We start from the raw sequence: 21248 nt of genomic DNA on the forward strand, positions 1-21248 counted from the left end.
CCTTTCTATGAAATCGGTAGGTATTTTTATTTTTGATGATGTTGAGGTTTTAGATTTTTCAGGACCGTTTGAGATTTTTGGTGTGGCCGGAAAACAGGGAGGTAAGGCGGGCTATTTTAACGTTTTTACTGTAGCTGAAAAACCAGAAATCGCTGCCCGGAATAACCTGATAGTTAAAGTAAATTATACTTTTAATAACTGCCCGATACCAGATATACTTCTGATTCCAGGTGGAGGAGGATATAAACCTGACGGCACCCCCTTTGGCACAAGAAGAGAGATGAACAATTCAGAATTGCTGGAGTGGTTAAAATCTATGAACCAGAAGGTTGAATTATTACTATCCGTTTGTACAGGTTCGTTAATTCTGGCTAAAGCCGGTTTATTAGAGGGATTATCGGCCACGACGCATTTTAAAGCTGTGGAACAAATGCGGGAGATTGCCCCACACACAACTCTTTTGCCTGATGAGCGTTGGGTTGATAATGGGCGGATTATTCTTTCGGCAGGTGTATCGGCAGGAATTGATATGTCTTTATATGTATTGTCTAAATTGTTTGGTAAAGATGTGGCTAATGAAACTGCGGCTTATATACAGTATGATTATTGGCGGATTTGAAAATAATTGATATTTAGCCATGCACGATTCATTATATAAACTTTCTTCGGAGCAGCGTAAACATTAAGCCGACAGATGTACACTCCAGTCAATATATTTTAATTGAGGGCTGATTTTTTGCCTGAGAACATAACTATTCCTTTCAATGGCTATGAGAGACCCCTGCATTGCGTTTCTACAAGTCTCACGTTCCTTTGCATCATTCCGTACTGAAAAGTGTTAATAAAATATAGTTATTTTTACTTATATTTGTATTAAATCAATTTTGTATTCATCATGAAATGGGCATATAGTATTGAGCAGAAGATGAAAGCTGCAATGGCCTTGACGGTCATTTTCGTTTTTTTATTTATTAAGAATGTTTCCGACAAACGACACTTCAACGAATTAGGAGATAGTTTTTCAGCAGTCTATGAAGACCGTCTGATGGCCGAAAGTTATATTTATGAGCTATCGAATCATCTGTCAAGAAAGAAACTCTTGGTTGACGATTGCAATACACAGGAAGACTTCAACCAGATAAAAGATAAAATAAAGGCTCATAATCACTCTATCCGGTCGCTGATAGGTGCATATGAAAAAACCAAACTGACCCCTACTGAGGAGGTACTGTTTAAAGATTTCAAGAAAAAAATAGCTGATGGTGAGGCTTTAGAACAAAAGCACCTGCATCAGTCAGATTTCAGTAATGCTGAAACTGGCAGACAGGTATTAGATGAAGCCTTTTATGACGCACTGAATACGCTGAATCACCTTTCGAATATCCAGATTACTGAAGGCGCAAAACTGAATAAATCTTCGCAGAAAATTGTGCTGGGCTCGACTTCAGACAACCAGTTTGAACTGACTTTACTGATTGTTTTAGGTACGGTTATTCTGACTTTGATTTTTACATCAAATTCAACCATGCCTAAAATTCCGACGGATTCTTCTTTGAATTAAATTAACATAAAAAACGTATTCCAACTTTCGGTGGCTGGGTGTAGTTGAAGCCCCAAAAGTAATTGGATTACCTTGTAAAAAATGACTAATCTGTCAAATTTCTAAAGACCATAATTTATCAAAAAAGGCCCTGAAAAATTCAGAGCCTTTCGTTTTTATTTCTTCAATCTCAACACCACTCCCCCTAATGGCGGCAATGAGATTTCTACTGAATTATCTTTTCCATGCAACGGAGTATTGTCTGATTTCACATCACCATTTACCACTCCCGTTCCCCAATATTTCTGATTATCACTATTGAATATTTCTTCATAAATCCCTGAGTCTGGCACGCCTATTCTATATGGTGAGCGTGGTACAGGGGTAAAATTTAGCACAACTATTGTGGTATCCTTTTCATCAAAACCTTTACGAGCGTAGACAATCACTGCATTTTCACGGTCACTGGTATCAATCCACTCAAAACCATCCGGTGAAAACTGTTTGTCGAACAAAGCGGCTTCATTCCTGTACATTTTGTTCAGGTCTTTCATCAATTCATTGACACCCTTATTTGGCTGATGCTCTAATAAATGCCAGTCCAGGCTCTTCTCAAAATTCCATTCGGCATATTGCGCAAATTCACCTCCCATAAACAATAGTTTAGTACCAGGGTGAGTAAACATATAAGTAAACAACAAACGGAGGTTGGCAAACTTCCGCCATTGGTCACCTGGCATTTTTTCTATCAGGGAGCCTTTACCATACACTACCTCATCGTGTGAGAGTGGCAGCATAAAGTTTTCAGAGAATGAATAAACCAGGCTAAAGGTAATGTCGTTCTGGTGCCATTTCCGATACATCGGGTCTTTAGCAAAATAGCGCAGGGTATCATTCATCCAGCCCATCATCCATTTCATACCAAAGCCTAAACCTCCTGTATAAACTGGTCTTGAAACTCCCGGAAAAGCCGTTGATTCCTCAGCAATGGTTTGTGTATCAGGGAAACTCCTGTAAATTTCTTCGTTTAGCTCCTTAAAAAGTGATATTACTTCCAGATTCTCTCTGCCTCCAAATATATTAGGCACCCATTCTCCGGCATTGCGCGAATAATCACGGTAAAGCATAGACGCCACTGCATCTACTCTCAGCCCATCTGCATGGAATCTGTCTAACCAGAAAAGGGCATTACTTATCAGAAACGAACGCACCTCATAGCGTCCATAATTGAAGATATAACTCTTCCAGTCCGGGTGGTAGCCCTGACGAGGATCTTCGTGTTCATAAAGTGCAGTTCCATCAAAACGATAAATCCCGTGTGCATCATTCGGATAATGTGATGGAACCCAGTCTAACAATACCCCAATCTCATTGATATGAAGTTGTTCGACTAAATACATAAAGTCCTGTGGTGTACCAAACCGACTACTGGTTGAGAAGTACCCCGTTATCTGATAACCCCATGAGGGTTCATAAGGGTGTTGCATCACGGGCATAAACTCTACGTGCGTAAATCCCATCTCTTTCACATAAGGCACAAGCGAATTAGCTATTTCACGATAGGTCAGGCGGCGTTCAGGGTCACCAGGGTCTCTTTGCCATGAACCTAAATGAATTTCATACACCGAGATTGGAGCATTCAGCGCATTTTTCTGGCGGCGCGTCTGCATCCATTCTTTATCTTTCCACTCATACCAGGTATCCCATACAACCGAGGCTGTTTTTGGCGGATGCTCCCAATGCAAGGCATAAGGATCGCCTTTCTCAATATCTACCCCTGTATTTGACGATATAAAATATTTATATACTGTACCATTACCTATATTTGGAATCCAGCCCTCCCAGATACCCGAGCCATCCCAACGGGAGCTTAATGGGTGAGCCCCCCGGTTCCAGCCGTTAAAATCACCAATTACCGATAAATACCTTGCATTAGGTGCCCAAACGGCAAAATATGTACCTATGACTCCCTGGTTTTCAACCACATGCGAACCCATCTTTTCATAAAGACGATAGTGCTTGCCTGCCTTGAAAAGATTAATATCAAAATCTGTAAATAAACTGAATGGCTCTACGTTTTTGAAACTGGGGCTACTTTCTTGTGGTTCTTCTTGTTGCTTGGTAGAAGTCGTTTTCTTTGCCATAGGTCGAAGCTAATAAGTTTTGTTTTCGAATGGGTAAAAATAGATGAGTGGTTCTACAATTCCAAGAAGCGAAGTATATTTGTGATTGAAAATATTTCTTGCTAAATTTCTATCGCTACTAAGATAAATTATAAAATCTCATAACAACATTACCATGACTGCTCCATTAGCCGAACGCCTACGTCCGAAAAAATTAGACGACTATATTGGTCAGGAACATATTCTTGGCAAAAATAAACCACTCCGCAAAGCCATTGAGGCTAACCTTGTACCTTCAATGATTCTGTGGGGGCCTCCCGGCACAGGCAAAACAACCTTAGCTCTGCTGATAGCCGAGACTACCAAAAGACAGTTTCATCAGCTGAATGCCGTGAGCTCCGGCGTAAAAGAATTACGGGAAGTAATCAGTAGGCCTTCTGGTTTATTTCCTCCTATTGTATTTATTGACGAAATCCATCGCTACAATAAATCTCAGCAGGATTCACTTCTGACAGCTGTTGAGAAAGGGCAGATTACCCTGATTGGTGCTACAACTGAAAACCCCTCATTTGAGATTAATGGCGCGGTGCTTTCCCGATGTCAGGTATATGTATTGGAGTCTTTTGGAGAGAAAGAACTGAAAGAACTAACAGACAGGGCTATCAGGGAAGATATTGAATTGAAGAAGCGGGATATAAAAGTGGAGTCGTACGAAGCATTAATGCGCCTTTCAGGTGGTGATGGCAGGAAACTCTTGAACCTACTTGAAATCATTACCTTCTCGTTTCCGCCTGATGCACCGATAGTGATTACAGATGATTTAGTGGAAGAAGTGGCACAGCGTAATATCGCCCGTTATGATAAATCAGGCGAACAGCATTATGATATTATTTCAGCTTTTATCAAGTCGCTGCGTGGTTCAGACCCGAACGCAGCTTTGTATTGGATGGCACGCATGATTGTAGCAGGAGAAGAGGTAGAATTTATCGCCCGACGGATGCTGATTTTAGCTTCTGAGGACATCGGCAATGCCAATCCAACGGCTGTAATTATGGCCAATAACTGTATGCAGGCGGTAAAGACAATCGGATATCCCGAAAGCAGAATCATCCTCTCACAAACGGCTATCTATCTGGCTACTTCGCCCAAATCAAATGCTTCGTATATGGCTATCGAAAATGCGATTGCTCTGGCTGAAAAAACTTCTCATCTGCCTGTGCCACTGGCATTGCGCAATGCCCCTACCAAACTGATGAAACAGATTGGCTATGGTAAAAACTATAAATATGCCCACGATTATGAAGGTAATTTTACCAAACTCAATTTTCTGCCTGATGAATTGAAAGGTACAAAACTTTATGAACCCAGCAATAATGCCCGTGAAAATGAAATTCGCCGACAATTACAGGCATGGTGGGCGGAATGGTACGGGTATTGATTTTTTGTGGCGCGAACGTCTCGTTCGCAGGTAGGTATATATTTGCTGCGAACGAGACGTTCGCGCCACATGAGTTTACCGCTTATGCGCATCAACTACCGGGAACTGGGCAATACGTAAGGTTGTACAGCCATAAGGTATCAACGTAAGCGTTTCTAAAGGTGTACCCAGATTATTATATGGATAAGAAGGAAACGGAATTTTGGCAGTTGAGTTCATCGACATCTCCCAGAATGGAATCTGTCTGCCTTTAGCCGTTACGGTGATAGGGGCGTTTGCTAAATTCCAGGGATAATCAGATATTACCTCATTTACTTTCACCGTCATGGAATCGGCATGAATGTACTTCTGAGAAATACCGTAGTTCCAGGGAGTAGTAGCATTTACTTCATAGAACGTATCTTCATAGGCATCGGTTTTTACCTCGCTCCATTTTTCACCGATTTTAAGTGCATAGACCAATGGACCACGCTCAATGCCTACTGATTTTTCGTACCAATAGGAATATCTGAATTCCATAGGCAATTGTAAGATTACTTCATCATTTTCAGCCCATTGGCGGTTTAATACCACTATCTTTTCGCCATTATAGGCTTGTTCTTTGCCATTTACCTTAATAACTGGTTTTGTACACCATTCGGGTATTCTCAAATGGAGTGGAAATTGTGCTTTAAATTTGGTTTGATAAATGAATTTAATCTGATCTGAAAACGGATAATTCGTTACTTCTTCAAATTGAACTTCTACCCCATTGGCTACTTTTGCCTTTACTGTTGAGGCCGAATAAACCAAGGCTGCCAAGCCATTATCAGCGGTGGCATACCAGAGATTCTGCACAAATTTGGGGTAGCCCTGGTGCATATTTGAGACACAACAAGGGTAGCCTGTGGTTGTGCCAAACACCAATCTCGCCTCACGGTCATCAGCAAAGTTTCTGCCTTTGTCTGTTATTTCAATCTGGTTTACCTGCTGAAAATACTGTTTTTTCGTGTATTTATCATCATGTTGAGTAGGCAATACATTAAAGGCAATCTTCTCTAAATAATCAGCATAATAGACATCGCCGACAATGGGCAATATACTTTCAAAAGAATACATAAACTCTACTGCCGAACACAATTCTGAACCCTGTATAGGATCATTGCCATGCAATTGTTCGTCTCCACCATACATACCATTCACAAACCCATGCACATCTTTTAATGCTGATAAACCTTCTTTTACGGCATGGCTATACTGCGCTTCAGGGTGTTGCTGGTAATAAATCAATGGCTCCTTGATACCCTGTGCTACATTCACGCAATGCAAATCCGGGTAAGGATTCATTTTGCGAATGGTATTATTGGTGAGAATGGTGGTCCAGTTGAAAGATTGCTTATGGATAATTTCAGCTAAATCAAGCAGGTATTTTTCTTTCGTGATATTATAGAGCCAGTAAACGATTTGCAGGTTATCTCCTCCCCTTTGCTCCGCCCAGAAAGTATATTTGCCAAGCGGCACCGTTGGCAGCATCTTCAACTGGTATCTGAAATATTTATCCATTAATGTAACCACTCGCTTATCCTGCGTTGCCATATAATATTGCTGCAGAGCCTTGAGCATTACCATTTTCGGCCACCAGTCTTCACTCATAGTTTGTTGAGTGCCTTTGATAGTCTTCATGGTTTTAGGGTCAAAGGGGTATGGCCCGAAATAACCATCAGAACGCTGATTTTTGATGCTCCACTCTATCCATTCCTGTGCTTTGGCTTTTAGCCTGGCATCGTTCAGGATATATGCCAAAGGCACTAAGCCATCAATCCAGTAAGGCCCACGCTCCCAACTATCACCTGTACCTCCTAACCAACCGTTGTTTTTCCCACAAACAAGTGCATAGACACTATCCAGATTTCCAGTCAATCCATCCCGCTGTGTTTCAAGTATTTTTCTTAACCAACCCTTGGGTTGGATATTGCCTAAAGGTAGGGCTGTATAGGGTTGGGCATATAGTGGCGACTGATTGGTGATGTAGTGGGTGTTGCGGGATTGGGCGTTGAGAGTGGCAGATAGGATGCAGAGGGTTAGTATTGTTAGAAGGGTTGATTTCATGGGGATATTAGAATTGTAATTTATATGTAAGTGCGAAATTAGCAAAAAGTACAAGTCATAGGAAAGGGCTATTCAATCATAATGATGTATTGTCGAGAAAATGAGCAATAAAGGATTGGGAGTTTGAGTACTTTTCTATATTGCTTAAAATCATATCTTCAATAATTTTATTTTGTGCGTCAGATATATTAGTATTTTCAATATCTAATAGTCTCTTTGTAATAAAACTGGAGACATTCGGGTCTTTAAGTGTCATTTGTGTTGTTAAAAACTTACCTCCAATGGGATTTACTTTAGAATTTGGGAAGTTATTACTTTCAATTCCAGCAATATTTCCTACAAAAATGAAGTAAGGAATAAGGCAATAAAAATATGATACTTTATCGGTAAATAATACCTGAGTATCAATCATACGAGTAAAAAAGAAATTTGCTCCACGTATTTCTTTTGGAGCATTGACTATAAAGGATGTCATTCCAATATACATTTCATTAAAATCAGTCGGGAAAATTTCTTTATTCAGAAATTGGCGTAATTCGATTTCGCAATTTATCATTTGCTGTTTGAATGAAGACTCATCATAAACCTTTCTATCTATATTCACTACAAGTGACCGCCAAAAAAGTGAGGCGACGAATTTAAATAGCATCTCATTATACTCATACGTTATTTTTACTCCCGAAATACTTGGGTGAAAAAAATTATTGGCAAACCATGTTTCATATTTACTAAATTTATCTTCACAATCAGAGCATAATAAGTATTGTTTCTTGCCATCTTGAAAGGGAATATTAGGATTTCCTAATCCTCTAAGTCTACCAGTTGCTGATGTTTTTTTTATCCATCGTGAAATAAATTTTGGAGTAATGTGACTTTCTTCTAATTTCTTATTTATATTACATAATTTACAAATACCCTCTACTTTCATTATCTTTTCTCTTTTAAATGAACAAAAGTTAAGTTTTAATTTACAATATTAATTACCTAACTTAAATATAATAGGATGCAGGTGTTTCATAACAATAATTGCAAAAAAAGCCACTTCCATTCCCACAGACAAATCATTTACATTTCATTTTACATCTCCTGCAAACTCCCTTCCTCAACTCCTTCACAACATAATCAGCAGAACGGACTGTTGTTCCATAAAGGTAAATCAGGAATTTTGATTAATGTTGAAGTCATACAAGCAACATCAGTTATGAATTGTTTAGCAGCGAAGTTTGAGAGTCTTTACTCATTCTTATCATTTATAGCAGTAGTGAGCAATAAAAACAACAAAGGCCACCCAAGAGGCAGCCTTTATCATTGACTTATATGTAACAATTAAGCCTTCAACTTCATATTTACAGGGTCCCACTTAATTATTTTCTTTGTAAGCAAACTTTCGTTACAAGCCAGGGCCGGAGCCGCTGCTCTGAAACCAAATACTGCATCTTCAACGACAACTTTTCCGGTTCTGATTGAATCAAAGAAATTGGTGAAGTGATCTACGTGTTCGCTATAACCTGCCGGAGGGTTGAACACGATGTCTTCCTTCGTCTTTTTCCTTCTTTGCTCAGGCGTCCATTTAGCCTCAAAATCTTTCTGCATTTCTTCACGCATGGCTTTGGAGAAAGTAAAAAGGGAATCATATCCGCCAAAGCCCGGAGCCTCTGGCATAATGCTATGTTTTACTGTAATTGTATTGCCTCTTACGTCGATTATCCCTTCCGAACCTATCAGACGGGTTAATTCCTGCCCACCAGTTCCACTGATAAAGTTTACCTGTAAAGTCAACTGGAAAGCAGGATGTTCGTCACAGTCAGGATATTGCATCACACCCGACATTACGTCAGGCAAATCGCGTCCATCTTTCCAGTAGCTGAACTGTCCGGTACTTACAATCGATTCCGGTCCTTTAGAATTAGTCATGAAATGTGTGCCACTCAATAAGTGGATAAACAAGTCGCCTGCCACACCTGTACCTACATCTTTAAAGGCTCTCCACCAAAAAAATTTCTTCGGGTCATAGGGTATTTTTTTTCCGGTAATAGAAATAAATCTATCCCAGTCCAATGTTTCAGGGCTTGCATCTTTCGGAATGGTGTACTCCCATGCGCCGATAGAGCTTTGTCTGTCATTAACTGAATTAACCATATTCAGCTTGCCGATTTCTCCTGATGCCAATAGTTCTTTCGCTTTTGCCAGACCAAGGCTACTCACCCGCTGACTACCAATCTGCACCACTTTACCTGATTTTTTGGCGGCTGCCACTACCGGGTTACCTTCGCTGATTTTATAAATCATGGGCTTTTCACAGTAAACATGTTTGCCTTTTGCCAGCGCATCAATCGTCATTTTCGCATGCCACACATCGGTAGTACAAATCAATACGGCGTCAATATCACTTTTATTCAGCAATTCTCTGTAATCTCTTGTTACAAACAGGTCATTGCCATACATTTCTTTGGCATTTTCAAGTCTGCCCGGGTACAAATCGCAGATACCTGCCAGTTCAACACCAGGTACTTTCAGTGCTGAACCTAAATCATAATGGCCCTGCACACCAAAACCAATCACCCCTATTCTGACTTTGTCGTTGGCAGTAATTTTTCTGTCATAGGTTAAAATGCGTTCTTCTGCTTTTTGCTGGGCAGCTAACGAAGCAAATGGCGATGAAGCAGCTACTAAACTGGTAGCACCAATCTGCTGTAGAAACTTCCTTCTGGAAGATGAACTATCGTTTTTCATGTTTTGTATTAAGGTTGATTTATTTAACTAAGTAACTTACAAAGGCTATTTTTTTACTATCAGCACTCCACGAAGGAACATTGATTGTGCCCTGCCCGCCAAAGAATACAGAGGTAATATCTCTGATGGCTTTGGTCTTCAAGTCCATCAGGCGCAATTTAACACTTTTACCAAACAAATGGCTTTGTTTTTCATCAGAAGTATAAGCAATGTACACAATAAATTTATTGTCGGGCGACGGATGCGCAAACCAGTTGGAATTTTCATCAGATGTCAATTGTTCAGGTTGTGTTCCGTCTGCCAGCATCCGCCATATCTGCATATGCCCCGTGCGGTAAGAGTTAAAATAAATATACTTACCATCCGGCGAATAATCCGGGCCATCGTCTAATCCTGCGGTTTCAGTCAGTCTTTTTTCCTCCCCTCCCTCTGTACTAATGGTATAAATATCAAAATTACCGTTGCGCTCGGCACAATAGGCCAGTGTTTTTCCGTCGGCACTCCACCCATGCCAGAATGAGGGTACTTCGGGCGTAATTTTTCTGGGTTCTCCTCCTTTTATCGGCAATATAAATAAAGCAGACTTGTAACGCTTGGGAGAAGGATCGGTTTTGTCGTTATGACTGATAACCAACCATTTGCCATCCGGCGAAATCCCGTGGTCGTTATTACTTTGATCGGCAAATCCGGTATTGAGTTCCGACATTTTTTTTGAAGATAAATCCAGCGTGTAGATTTTCCCTTTGCTATTCAGTACAAGATAATTGTCCCGGTGCCAGTTAGGCGCCTCAAAATGTTTTTTAATCGTCAGGATAGTATCAATTTTTCCGGTATTTATATCTAACGTATGAATATAACTTGTAGTGTCTACTTTGGTTTGCGCCATGGCAACCCACGAAAATTGTACAAATAAAACGGCCACACAAGCCATTCTAAAATTAGGCATTGCAGCCCATAACTGAAAAGATTTTTTCATAAAAATATATTGAGATTAGTAATGAGTATTAAATGAACAAATGTAGACATTATTCTTTTATTATCTATAAAATAGATAATAAAACTTATTACTATTATATCTTTAAATAATCATATTTTAAAGAGTAAAATATAAAAAGATAAGCCTTATTTTTGTGAGGGAATTAGTTATGAGAAAAATCGGCATTGATGCAGAAATTTGACACTGAAAAGTATATATCACATCTTTCGATTGACTGTGTGATTTTTGGTTACAAGGATAAAGAACTGAAAGTCTTGATTTCCAAATTCAAATTTGGCAGAGGGGTCTGGTCTTTGCCGGGTGGGTATATTATGAAATCAGAGGGAATTGATGCCGCAGCAAGCAGGATTCTGAAAGAAAGAACCAGTTTAGAAAATATTTATCTTGAGCAGTTCAGAATGTTTGGCGATGAAAACCGGATTCAGAATGACCCTCATAAAGAAGAAATAAGAGCCCGACTTACTGAATTTGACCCGCAACGGTTTGATGCAGTAGTAACAGAATGGATAACGAGCCGATTTGTATCTATCGGTTATTATGCCTTAGTTGATATTAACAAGGTGAATCCTCAGAATGGTGAATTTGAAGAATTTCTTGAATGGCGAAGCATGAATGACATTCCTGAAATGACCTATGACCATAAAGAGATTCTGACTTTTGCGCTTGAAGCCCTCCGCAAAAATCTCGATGAAAAGCTGATTGGTTTTAATCTTTTGCCAGAAACCTTTACGATGCGGGAAGTACAGGAACTCTATGAGGCCATCTACGATAAAACATTCCCCATGAATAATTTCCAGAAGAAAATTCTTGACCTGAATGTACTGGAACGCCTCGAAAAGAAATTCACTGGTGCGCAGAATAAGGCTCCTTATTTGTATCGGTTCAGGAAGTAATTATCGGTAAATGAAAAAAATGAGGGTATCTAAAAAGGTTTTTACGCCAAATAATATTTGGAGAAAACCCCATCCCAACCCTTCTCCAACAATGGGGAAGGGCTAAAAAGTCCCTCTCCCCACAGTTGGGGAGAGGGATTTAGGGTGTGGGGTTGAGCTTAGCCAAATAATATTTTGCGACTCTATACTTTTTAGACACCCACAAAAAAATGCCTTTACTAATTCTCAATCTTAGTCACCACCATAAAGTTCTGCCGATTCCCTTTTTCATCAAATTGCTCTGACTTTACCAATCCTACTCCTTTGGCTATATACTCAGCACATTTCATTGTGCGGTTACCCATAAATTTCATATTCATCGTATAAGTAATTTTTGCACAATCAAACTTACCTGCAGGTGTTTCCACAGTTTCGTAGGCTTCTACCTTACGGTTGGTGATATTGGCATTCATGTTCATAATCGTCATACCGCCTTCAAAGCCAGTTTTCACATTGATGCTCGCATCTTTCAGGTTATCGCCTACTTTGAGGTCGCCGGGGTATATCATCTGGTCGCCTGTTACCGTTATCTTCATATCCGGTGATTTTGGCATTACATCGCTACTGATGTTACGAATATCAGTATAATAGTCGCCTCCGATACACTTTCCAACTGACTCACTTTTTGATATAAGTTTACCTTTGGCATCATACACTTCATGTGCAAATACCATTGATACACCACCGTCAGCAGGTTTGTAATCTATTACTTCATATCTGGTTGTAACCGTAGGCTTGTCTTTTCTGTCATAAGAGGTCATTTCAACCTTCATGCCTTTTTTAAAGGCAAAATAGCCACCACAGTCCTGGGCAAAGATTGAATAGGTATTGAATAGAAGTACGAATGAAGAAAGGAAAGAGAGTATTTTTTTCATGGTTTTGGGATAGTTTTGATTGACACCCCTAATAAACCACTATTATACGGTTTTAGTATTTTTTCATGACTAATAAAACCAAAAATTTATTAAGCGTAAGGTCTATGCAAATTTAATCTCCAAATCGGGTCTTAAACTGGGTGCCTGGAATCTACAACTACTCTTTAGTCACAATCTCATCCAGATTCAGCATCGCATTGGCCGTAACAGCCATAGCAGCCATTTTGGGTGAAACATCAGAACGACCGAAAAATTTATAGGCTTCTATTGGATGTTTGATGTATTCCTGTTCAGTTTGACGATAGAGCTTCGTGAGTACCTGAAGTTTCCTGTTATCAATATTCCGCATCATAATCAGATTGAAGCCAGCCTGTATCTGTTCTTCGGGTGTTTTACCTTTTTGCAACATGCGCCTGGCCAGTTCCTGAGCGGCTTCAACATAGGAAGGGTCGTTAAGGGTAACCAGAGCTTGTAATGGCGTATTGGTTCGCTGACGTCTTAGCTGGCAGAATTCCCGGCTCGGGGCATCGAATGACATCATAGACGGATATGGCGTGGTACGTTTCCAGAAGGTATAAATGGCTCTACGATACTTGTCCTCTCCTTTTGAAAGTTTCCATGATTCGCCACTCCAGGGCGAGAGCCACAAGCCATCAGGCTGGTAAGGCATCACGCTTTTGCCGTACATCTTTTCAGACAATAAACCACTGACCAGCAATGCCTGGTCTCTTACCTGTTCTGCTGATAGCCGGATGCGAGGGCCACGCGCCAGAAAGCGGTTATAAGGGTCTTTTTCCAATAGTTCTTTATTAACATCAGACGATTGCCGATAAGTCCCTGATGTCACAATCATTCTAAGCAGTTTCTTCACACTCCAGTGCATATCGTCCTGAAAGGTAACAGCCAGATAATCAAGTAATTCAGGATTAATAGCACTAAAGCCTTGTGTACCAAAATCCTCTACCGTTTCTACAATACCTATCCCGAATAGCTGTTCCCAGAAACGGTTGACCGCCACACGGGCTGTAAGCGGATTTTTACCATCAACCAGCCATCTGGCCAATCCTAATCTGTTATGGGGATAGTCTTTTGGCATTTGAGGCAGATACCTGGGTACATCGGGTTTCACTTCCTTGCCATGTACCAACCAGTTGCCCCGCTCAAAAATATGCTGTTTACGTGCCAGATCACCCTCTCCATCATTCATGATCGGAGTAAAGTCGGCATTTGCATTGAGTATTTCTTTATATTTTACTTCAACAGGTTCGTATTCTTTACCCTCACCAAAAGCCTTCTGAAACGAAAACCATTTGATTTGTATCCACTCTTTTGGCTTTTTAGGATTGGTAAAAGTAAAATACAAATCATGCTTACCTTCCATTTTTGGCAACTCATAAATCATCACAGTATCCTGCGCTGCCGGAATCGTCAGAATAATACTCCCATCCTGTTTACCATCTCTGATTTGCAGGACGCCCTTATCAGTACCCCAGTCGTAGCTGATTATCAGTCGGTTTTTACCTGTCAGCGTTACATCTTTCAATCGACCATAACCGCCATGCTGAAAACCAATATATCTTGAACTTAAAAGAGAAGAAGTACCTTCTGATAACGGTTCTACATCATGCGAATTGAATTTAGGCTCTAAAACCCTGACAAATTTCTCAAAATCTTTTTCGTTTTGCCCCTTTGCTAAAATCCAGCTTTTTACCTCTTCTATTTTGGTAGAATCTTCCGGTTTATAGAATCTTAGATAGGGAGTATCGGTATATATATCTTCATCACGGGCATTGTTAAAAAATGCCATTAGTTTGTAATATTCCTCATGTCTGAAAGGGTCATAAGGGTGCGTATGGCACTGTACACAACTCATGGTAGTGCCTTGCCATACATCAAAAGTTGTATTTACCCGATCAAGCGTAGCCGCCACCCTGAACTCTTCATCCACCGTTCCGCCTTCATCATTATTCATCGTATTGCGGTGAAAACCTGTCGCTATCAGTTGCTCATTGGTAGGGTTCGGCAATAAATCTCCGGCTAATTGCTCAATCGTGAATTTATCAAAAGGCTTATCTTCATTGAAGGCTTTAATCACATAATCCCGGTATCGCCAGATATTACGGTACATATCTGCTTCATAACCTTTGGTATCAGCATAGCGAGCCAGGTCTAACCACATGGCTGCCCAACGCTCGCCATAGGTTGACGAAGCTAATAACTGGTCTACTACTTTTTCGTAAGCGTTTTCTGAGGTATCATTCAGAAAGGCTCGTGTTTGTTCTTCGGTGGGTGGTAGGCCCGTCAAATCAAGATAGACGCGGCGCAGGAGCGTTCCTTTATCAGCAGGTTTTGAGTGTCCGAGACCTTCTTCCTTTAATTTATGCAGAACAAAATTATCAATCTCATTTTTAGCAAAGCGTGTTTCATCGTCTTCAATCAGGCCCAATCGGGCAAAAAAACCACCGACTGACGGTACATCAGGTTTTTCAGGCTTCTGATAAGCCCAATGATCGCCCCAGGGTGCACCCTGGTCAATCCATTTTTTAAGTACCGCAATATCCTCTTTACTAAGCGGGTCTTTTCCTTTAGGCATCCGCTCTTCGTTATCATTGGTAATGAGGCGTTTATAAAACTCCGAATGCTCGGCATCACCAGGTACAATAGCCACTTTACCTGATTTCCCTTTGGTATTAATAGCTTCCTGAGAAAACAGGAAACTCAGATTGGCCGCTTTTTTCACACCTCCATGACATGGCGCACAATGCTTGTTCAGAATCGGCTTGATTTCGGTATTGAAATCAACCTGCTCAGAAAAAGGATTGAAGCTGAAAGCCATGATTGCCCCAAGAGCAATAACTGTCTGGGAGAATAAAAAAAGTCTGGAGTATTTCATAGATGCTTTTGCAATGAACCTGTTTAAACTTTTTGTTTTATGACGAGAATGAGCTATTTTTTTAATCAGATAAGACGATTTGTTGAGTGCGTAGCAGAGCTACGGACGAAATAAATTGGCGAAATATGATTAAAAAATAGCCATTCGTAGGCAAAAGAAATAAGTTTAAACAGGTTCAATTATAAATCTACATACACATAAGCCATTCAATGAGATCTTTTAATATATCGTCCTAAAGAGACTTTACTTCTAAAGATATATGATAATTCTACCGATATACCATCCCTAACGGGATATTTTAGTGCCATAGGAACTATATATCGGTAGAATTGTATGATTGTTTGGTTATAGGTATCCCGTAGGGGATGGTATATTGATATTCTGCTAAAGGATAATAGCCTGTAAAACAGGTCTGTGTCAAATAATAAAATCAGCCATCTTTACTCCTTCGTCACAATCTCATCCAGATTCAGCATCGCATTGGCCGTAACTGCCATAGCCGCTATTTTTGGTGAAACATCAGAGCGACCAAAAAACTTATAGGCTTCCACCGGATGTTTTATGTATTCCTGCTCGGTCTGGCGGTAAAGTTTAGTGAGCACCTGCAATTTCCGGCTGTCAATATTCCGCATCATAATCAGATTGAAACCTGCCTGAATCTGTTCTTCGGGTGTTTTACCCTTTTGCAGCATATGTTTAGCCAGTTCTTGCGCGGCTTCTACGTAGGTCGGGTCATTGAGGGTTACCAAAGCTTGTAGAGGTGTATTGGTACGTAAACGTCTTAACTGACAGAATTCCCGGCTTGGAGCATCGAACGACATCATGGACGGATAAGGGGCTGTACGTTTCCAGAAGGTATAAATCGCCCTGCGGTACTTGTCCTCACCTTGTGAAAGTTTCCATGTTTCCCCATTCCAGGGCGACTGCCACATCCCATCAGGCTGATAGGGCATCACGCTTTTGCCGTACATTTTCTTCGACAATAAACCACTTACCAGCAATGCCTGGTCTCTTACCTGTTCTGCCGACAAGCGGATACGTGGCCCACGAGCTAAGAAACGGTTATAAGGATCTTTCTCTAATAATTCTTTGGTAACATCAGATGATTGCTGATAAGTACCTGATAGTACAATCATTCTGAGTAGTTTCTTTACACTCCATTTCATATCGTCCTGAAAGGTAACCGCCAGATAATCGAGCAGTTCGGAGTTAGAAGCACTGAAACCCTGTGTACCAAAATCTTCCACAGTTTCTACTATTCCCGTTCCGAATAGCTGCTCCCAGAAACGGTTGACCGCCACACGAGCTGTAAGCGGATTATTGCCATCAACCAACCATTTTGCTAATCCTAATCGGTTATGTGGATACTGTTCAGGCATTTTCGACAGATACTTAGGCACATCTGGTTTCACTGCTTTGCCATGCACCAGCCAGTTACCCCGCTCGAAGATATGCTGTTCACGGGCCAGATCGCCCTCGCCCTCACTCATGATTGGGGTAAAGTCAGCTTTAGTATTAAGTACTTCTTTGTATTTTAACTCAACAGGTTCATAATCTTTGCCATCACCGAAAGTCTTCTGGAATGAGAGCCATTTAATCTGCAACCAGTCTTTAGGCTTTTTAGGGTTCGTAAACGTAAAGTACAAATCATGCTTACCCTTTAACTCTGGCAAATGATAGAACATGACTGTATCACGCGCCTTTGAAATGGGAATCGTGAGAATGATATTGCCATCTACTTTACCGTCTCTGATATGTAACACACCTTTTTCGGTACCAGTATTGAAATTCATCACCAGCCGGTTTTTATCTGTCAGTGTTACACCAGCCAATCTTCCATACCCCGTGTGCTGCAAGCCTAAATATTTGGCATCTAACAGAGACGACGTACCATTAGAAAGTGGCACTATATCATGCGAATTAAATTTGGGTTCTAAAATCCTGACAAATTTCTCGAATTCCTTTTCATTTCTGCCTTTGGCTAAAATCCATTTTTTGATTTCTTCTACTTTGGTTGAATCATCCGGTTTATAGAATCTCAGGTAGGGGGTATCACTTACCACATCTTCATCACGGGCATTGTTAAAAAATGCCATCAGTTTGTAATATTCCTCATGCCTGAAAGGGTCATAAGGGTGCGTGTGGCATTGTACACAACTCATGGTAGTGCCTTGCCATACATCAAAAGTTGTATTTACCCGGTCGAGTGTTGCTGCCACCCTGAACTCTTCATCTACCGTTCCGCCTTCATCATTATTCATCGTATTGCGGTGAAAACCTGTCGCTATCAGTTGCTCATTGGTAGGGTTCGGTAATAAATCTCCGGCTAATTGCTCAATCGTGAATTTATCAAAAGGCTTATCTTCATTAAAGGCTTTGATTACATAATCACGGTATCGCCAGATATTCCGGTACACGTCTCTTTCATACCCTTTGGTGTCAGCATAGCGGGCCAGGTCTAACCACATAGCTGCCCAACGCTCGCCATAAGCCGATGAGGCCAGTAACTCATCAACTACTTTTTCGTAAGTATTGGCAGAACTGTCTTTCAGAAAGGCTTGCAGTTGCTCTTCAGTGGGTGGTAAGCCTGTCAGGTCAAGATAGACCCGACGTAATAATGTTCCTTTATCAGCAGGTTTTGAGTGTCCGAGACCTTCTTCCTTCAGTTTATGTAAAACAAAATTATCAATCTTATTTCTGGCAAATCGGGTTTCATCGTCTTCAATCAGACCTAATCGGGCAAAAAACCCACCGACTGATGGGACATCCGGTTTTTCAGGTTTCTGATAAGCCCAATGCTCGCCCCAGGGTGCGCCTGCATCAATCCATTTTTTGAGTATCTCAATTTCTTCTTTGTTGAGAGGGTCTTTACCTTTAGGCATCCGCTCTTCGGTATCGTTGGTTACTAATCGCTGATAAAACTCTGAATGGTCGGCATCGCCGGGGATAATGGCTACCTTACCAGATTTACCTTTCGTATTAATGGCCTCCTGCGCAAACAGGAAACTCAATTCTGCCGCCTTTTTCACGCCTCCATGACAAGACACACAATGCTTGTTCAGAATCGGTTTGATTTCGGTATTGAAATCGACCTGATTTGAAAAAGGATTGAAGCTGAAAGCCATGATAGCACCTACGGCCACCACTATCAGGGAAAATAAAAACAGCTTTGAATATTTCATAGTACTTGTCTATACAACCATAAATCTACACAAATTTAAACACTGTTTGCGGGAATTGCCATAGATGATAGAGAATTAATTCGCCTTAACAGAGGATTTTTTCATCATTTTTGGTAGGGGGTGTCTAAAAAGTCCAGAGTCGCAAAATATTATTTGGCTAATCTCAACCCGCGCGGCGTCCGCCCACACCCTAAATCCCTCTTCCCAACTGTGGGGAGAGGGACTTTTTAGCCCTTCCCATTGTTGGGGAAGGGTTGGGATGGGGTCTTTTCCAAATATTATTTGGCGTAAAAACCTTTTTAGACACTCCCCGGAGGCCTGTCTTAATCCATATATTTTATCTGAAGAGAGATTTTTAAACATCAATTCAAAACCTCTCTTGCTTACAGCCCCCTGGAGACGTATTACAATATGTCTCTACTGCAAACGATTATTTTTTAAATATTAATCCACCTCTGCTCATTTAATAAAGATATTTATACAAAAATCCCCACAGATTCACAAGATTTCAAAAATCATCACTAAATTTAACCATTCGACACTACGTTTGCTTGGATTGTGTGATAATGTTTGTACAATCTCTACAATACCTCAACATTTGAATCGAAATTAATCACACAGGTATAATTCACAAACCAATAAATTATTTCATTTAAGCTAAAAAATAGCATTAAAATACGAAATGAGCGATATTTTCAAAACATTAAAGGGTCTTTTTGTAGTACAAACTTCAACAGAGGGAGAAACCACCGAAAGTAATACTCCAGCCAAACCGGAAGCAAAAACTACCACTACTGCCACAAGTGCAGTACCCCATATACCTGAAGGAAAAGCCTCAGAAAAATTTTATGACATCCTGCTAAATGCCATGGAGGCCAATAATCAGGAAGGCTTTGACTATCTGGAGTATAAAAAATCTCTGCAAACCCTTGCCAAAATGCCTATGGATGAGCAGACCCGCTATTTTTCGGCGTTTGCGGCTGCGCAGGCAATGGGTGTAACATCACAGAAACTAACAGATTCAGCTAATTTTTATCTGAAAGTACTGGCTTCAGAAGATGCCAAGTTTCAGGAGTCGGTAGCCGCTCAACGAGAGAAACAAATCGGAAATAAAGATAGAGCTATCAATGACTTAGAGGCCACCATTAAAGCCAAAACCGAGCAGATTGCCAAAATGACTCAGGAAATACAGGCACACCAGGCAGATATGGAAAAAATGAAAGCAGAGATTTCGGATGCAGTTATCAAAATTGAAACAACTTTAAGTGACTTCCATGCTACTTTCAACGAATTGACTACTCAGATTGGCAAAGACGTTGAAAATATGGGCAAATATTTAAAATAAGTAAAACCCTGATTCTAAAGGAGAAAGCCCCATATCTCTTATAGGATTAAAACATACATGATAAATTTTAGCAGACTTCTCCGGGGGCGGAGGGTTACCCGATAAAATATGGAAATGCAAGAAATGAAACCCAAATCATTTTGGGAACGCCCGGAAGGCAAGACAGGTACTCTTTTAGGCGCAGGTTTACTATTAGGTGGCGGTGTGCTTCTGTATAAAGCCCTGCCCTACCTCATTACTTTAGCTTCAAACACGCTTTATCTGGCTGGTTTGCTGATAGTACTGGCGGCGGTTATCTATATGATACTCGACCCTAAAATGAGAAATCTGATTTTCTATATTTACAAAAGTATAATGCGCTGGATAACTGGTCTTTTTGTTCAATTGGACCCGATTGGAATCCTGAAGACATATATTGATGAACTGAAGGGCAATCTGGGCAAAATGAATCAGCAGATTTCGACGCTGAAAGGCCAGATGTATAATCTGAAAACTATCATCGAAACCAATAAAAAACAGATTCAGAATGACCTCAATCTGGCAAGTAAAGCGAAAGAGACAGATAAACAGGCCATGATGGTACTGAAAGCCCGTAAGGCAGGCCGCTTACAGGAGTCTAATGTAAAGCTGGAGGATTTATACAAAAAAATGGAGATTTTATACCGGGTTTTAGGTAAAATGTATGAAAACTCTGAAGTAATGCTGGAAGATATTAAAGACCAGGTAGCGGTAAAAGAACAGGAGCGTAAAGCCATTCGAGCCAGTCACTCTGCCATGCGTTCGGCCATGAATATCCTGAATGGTAACAAAGACCAGCGCCAGATGTTTGATATGGCTATGGAATCAATTGCAGATGATGTAAGCCAGAAAGTCGGTGAAATGGAACGTTTCATGGAAATGTCGTCTAACTTCATGGACTCTATCGACCTGCAGAATGGAGTATTTGAGGAAGAAGGCCTGAAAATGCTGGAAAAATGGGAGCAGGAAGGGGTATCGTTACTATTGGGTAATGATAAAAAAGCCCTCATTGCAGGCAAAGATGTGCCTACTACCCGACCTTCAGGCAATCAGTACGATAAACTTTTTGAATAAGATCTAAACT

At 40.6% G+C, this 21248-nt stretch carries 14 protein-coding genes; 6 read left to right on the forward strand and 8 right to left on the reverse strand.

Annotation, left to right across the window (positions count from 1 at the left end; translation table 11 throughout):
• Positions 1 to 7 precede the first annotated feature (7 nt).
• A complete protein-coding gene (locus H1R81_RS12295) occupies positions 8 to 619 on the forward strand; it encodes a DJ-1/PfpI family protein (RefSeq protein WP_181841023.1) in 612 nt (203 codons plus the stop codon).
• 276 nt (positions 620 to 895) lie between these two features.
• Positions 896 to 1561: an MCP four helix bundle domain-containing protein gene (locus H1R81_RS12300; RefSeq protein ID WP_181841024.1), complete on the forward strand. Its 666-nt coding sequence runs from the start codon at positions 896 to 898 to the stop codon at positions 1559 to 1561.
• 155 nt (positions 1562 to 1716) lie between these two features.
• Here the strand turns inward: H1R81_RS12300 and glgB are convergent, their stop codons facing one another.
• Positions 1717 to 3684, reverse strand: coding sequence for a 1,4-alpha-glucan branching protein GlgB (gene glgB, locus H1R81_RS12305; protein WP_181841025.1), 1968 nt, complete (start codon positions 3682 to 3684; stop codon positions 1717 to 1719).
• A gap of 154 nt (positions 3685 to 3838) precedes the next feature.
• On the opposite strand from glgB, the gene H1R81_RS12310 reads away from it, so the two are divergent.
• Entirely contained in the window at positions 3839 to 5101 is a 1263-nt protein-coding gene (locus tag H1R81_RS12310; protein WP_181841026.1) for a replication-associated recombination protein A, read from the forward strand.
• A gap of 75 nt (positions 5102 to 5176) precedes the next feature.
• On the opposite strand, the gene H1R81_RS12315 is transcribed toward H1R81_RS12310, so the two are convergent.
• From H1R81_RS12315 to H1R81_RS12330, 4 genes are all read right to left on the reverse strand, one after another.
• Complete coding sequence (locus tag H1R81_RS12315) at positions 5177 to 7189, reverse strand: beta-L-arabinofuranosidase domain-containing protein (protein WP_181841027.1); 2013 nt, start codon at positions 7187 to 7189, stop codon at positions 5177 to 5179.
• 76 nt (positions 7190 to 7265) lie between these two features.
• Positions 7266 to 8117, reverse strand: a complete 852-nt coding sequence (locus H1R81_RS12320; RefSeq protein ID WP_181841028.1) for a hypothetical protein — start codon at positions 8115 to 8117, stop codon at positions 7266 to 7268.
• A 398-nt stretch (positions 8118 to 8515) separates the two neighbouring features.
• Positions 8516 to 9922 carry a Gfo/Idh/MocA family protein gene (locus H1R81_RS12325; protein ID WP_181841029.1) on the reverse strand — a complete coding sequence of 469 codons (1407 nt, stop codon included), beginning with the start codon at positions 9920 to 9922 and terminating at the stop codon, positions 8516 to 8518.
• A gap of 19 nt (positions 9923 to 9941) precedes the next feature.
• The gene (locus tag H1R81_RS12330; protein WP_181841030.1) at positions 9942 to 10898 is read right to left on the reverse strand and encodes a PD40 domain-containing protein; all 957 of its coding nucleotides are present in this window, start codon (positions 10896 to 10898) and stop codon (positions 9942 to 9944) included.
• 188 nt (positions 10899 to 11086) lie between these two features.
• Between H1R81_RS12330 and H1R81_RS12335 the strand changes: the two genes are divergently transcribed.
• Positions 11087 to 11812, forward strand: coding sequence for an NrtR DNA-binding winged helix domain-containing protein (locus H1R81_RS12335; protein ID WP_181841031.1), 726 nt, complete (start codon positions 11087 to 11089; stop codon positions 11810 to 11812).
• A gap of 218 nt (positions 11813 to 12030) precedes the next feature.
• Here the strand turns inward: H1R81_RS12335 and H1R81_RS12340 are convergent, their stop codons facing one another.
• The 3 genes from H1R81_RS12340 to H1R81_RS12350 form a co-directional block, all read right to left on the reverse strand.
• On the reverse strand, positions 12031 to 12726 hold the full coding sequence (locus H1R81_RS12340) for a hypothetical protein (protein WP_181841032.1): 696 nt from the start codon (positions 12724 to 12726) through the stop codon (positions 12031 to 12033).
• Between the two features lie 157 nt (positions 12727 to 12883).
• Positions 12884 to 15619 (reverse strand): DUF1553 domain-containing protein, encoded by a 2736-nt coding sequence (locus H1R81_RS12345; protein WP_181841033.1) that lies wholly within the window; start codon positions 15617 to 15619, stop codon positions 12884 to 12886.
• Between the two features lie 440 nt (positions 15620 to 16059).
• Positions 16060 to 18801: a DUF1553 domain-containing protein gene (locus tag H1R81_RS12350; RefSeq protein ID WP_181841034.1), complete on the reverse strand. Its 2742-nt coding sequence runs from the start codon at positions 18799 to 18801 to the stop codon at positions 16060 to 16062.
• Positions 18802 to 19483: 682 nt separating this feature from the next.
• On the opposite strand from H1R81_RS12350, the gene H1R81_RS12355 reads away from it, so the two are divergent.
• A complete protein-coding gene (locus H1R81_RS12355) occupies positions 19484 to 20146 on the forward strand; it encodes a hypothetical protein (RefSeq protein ID WP_181841035.1) in 663 nt (220 codons plus the stop codon).
• Between the two features lie 108 nt (positions 20147 to 20254).
• The gene (locus H1R81_RS12360) at positions 20255 to 21238 is read left to right on the forward strand and encodes a hypothetical protein (protein ID WP_181841036.1); all 984 of its coding nucleotides are present in this window, start codon (positions 20255 to 20257) and stop codon (positions 21236 to 21238) included.
• Positions 21239 to 21248: the final 10 nt, after the last annotated feature.

This window comes from Emticicia sp. BO119, assembly GCF_013912375.1.
In the GTDB taxonomy this organism is placed as follows: domain Bacteria; phylum Bacteroidota; class Bacteroidia; order Cytophagales; family Spirosomataceae; genus Emticicia.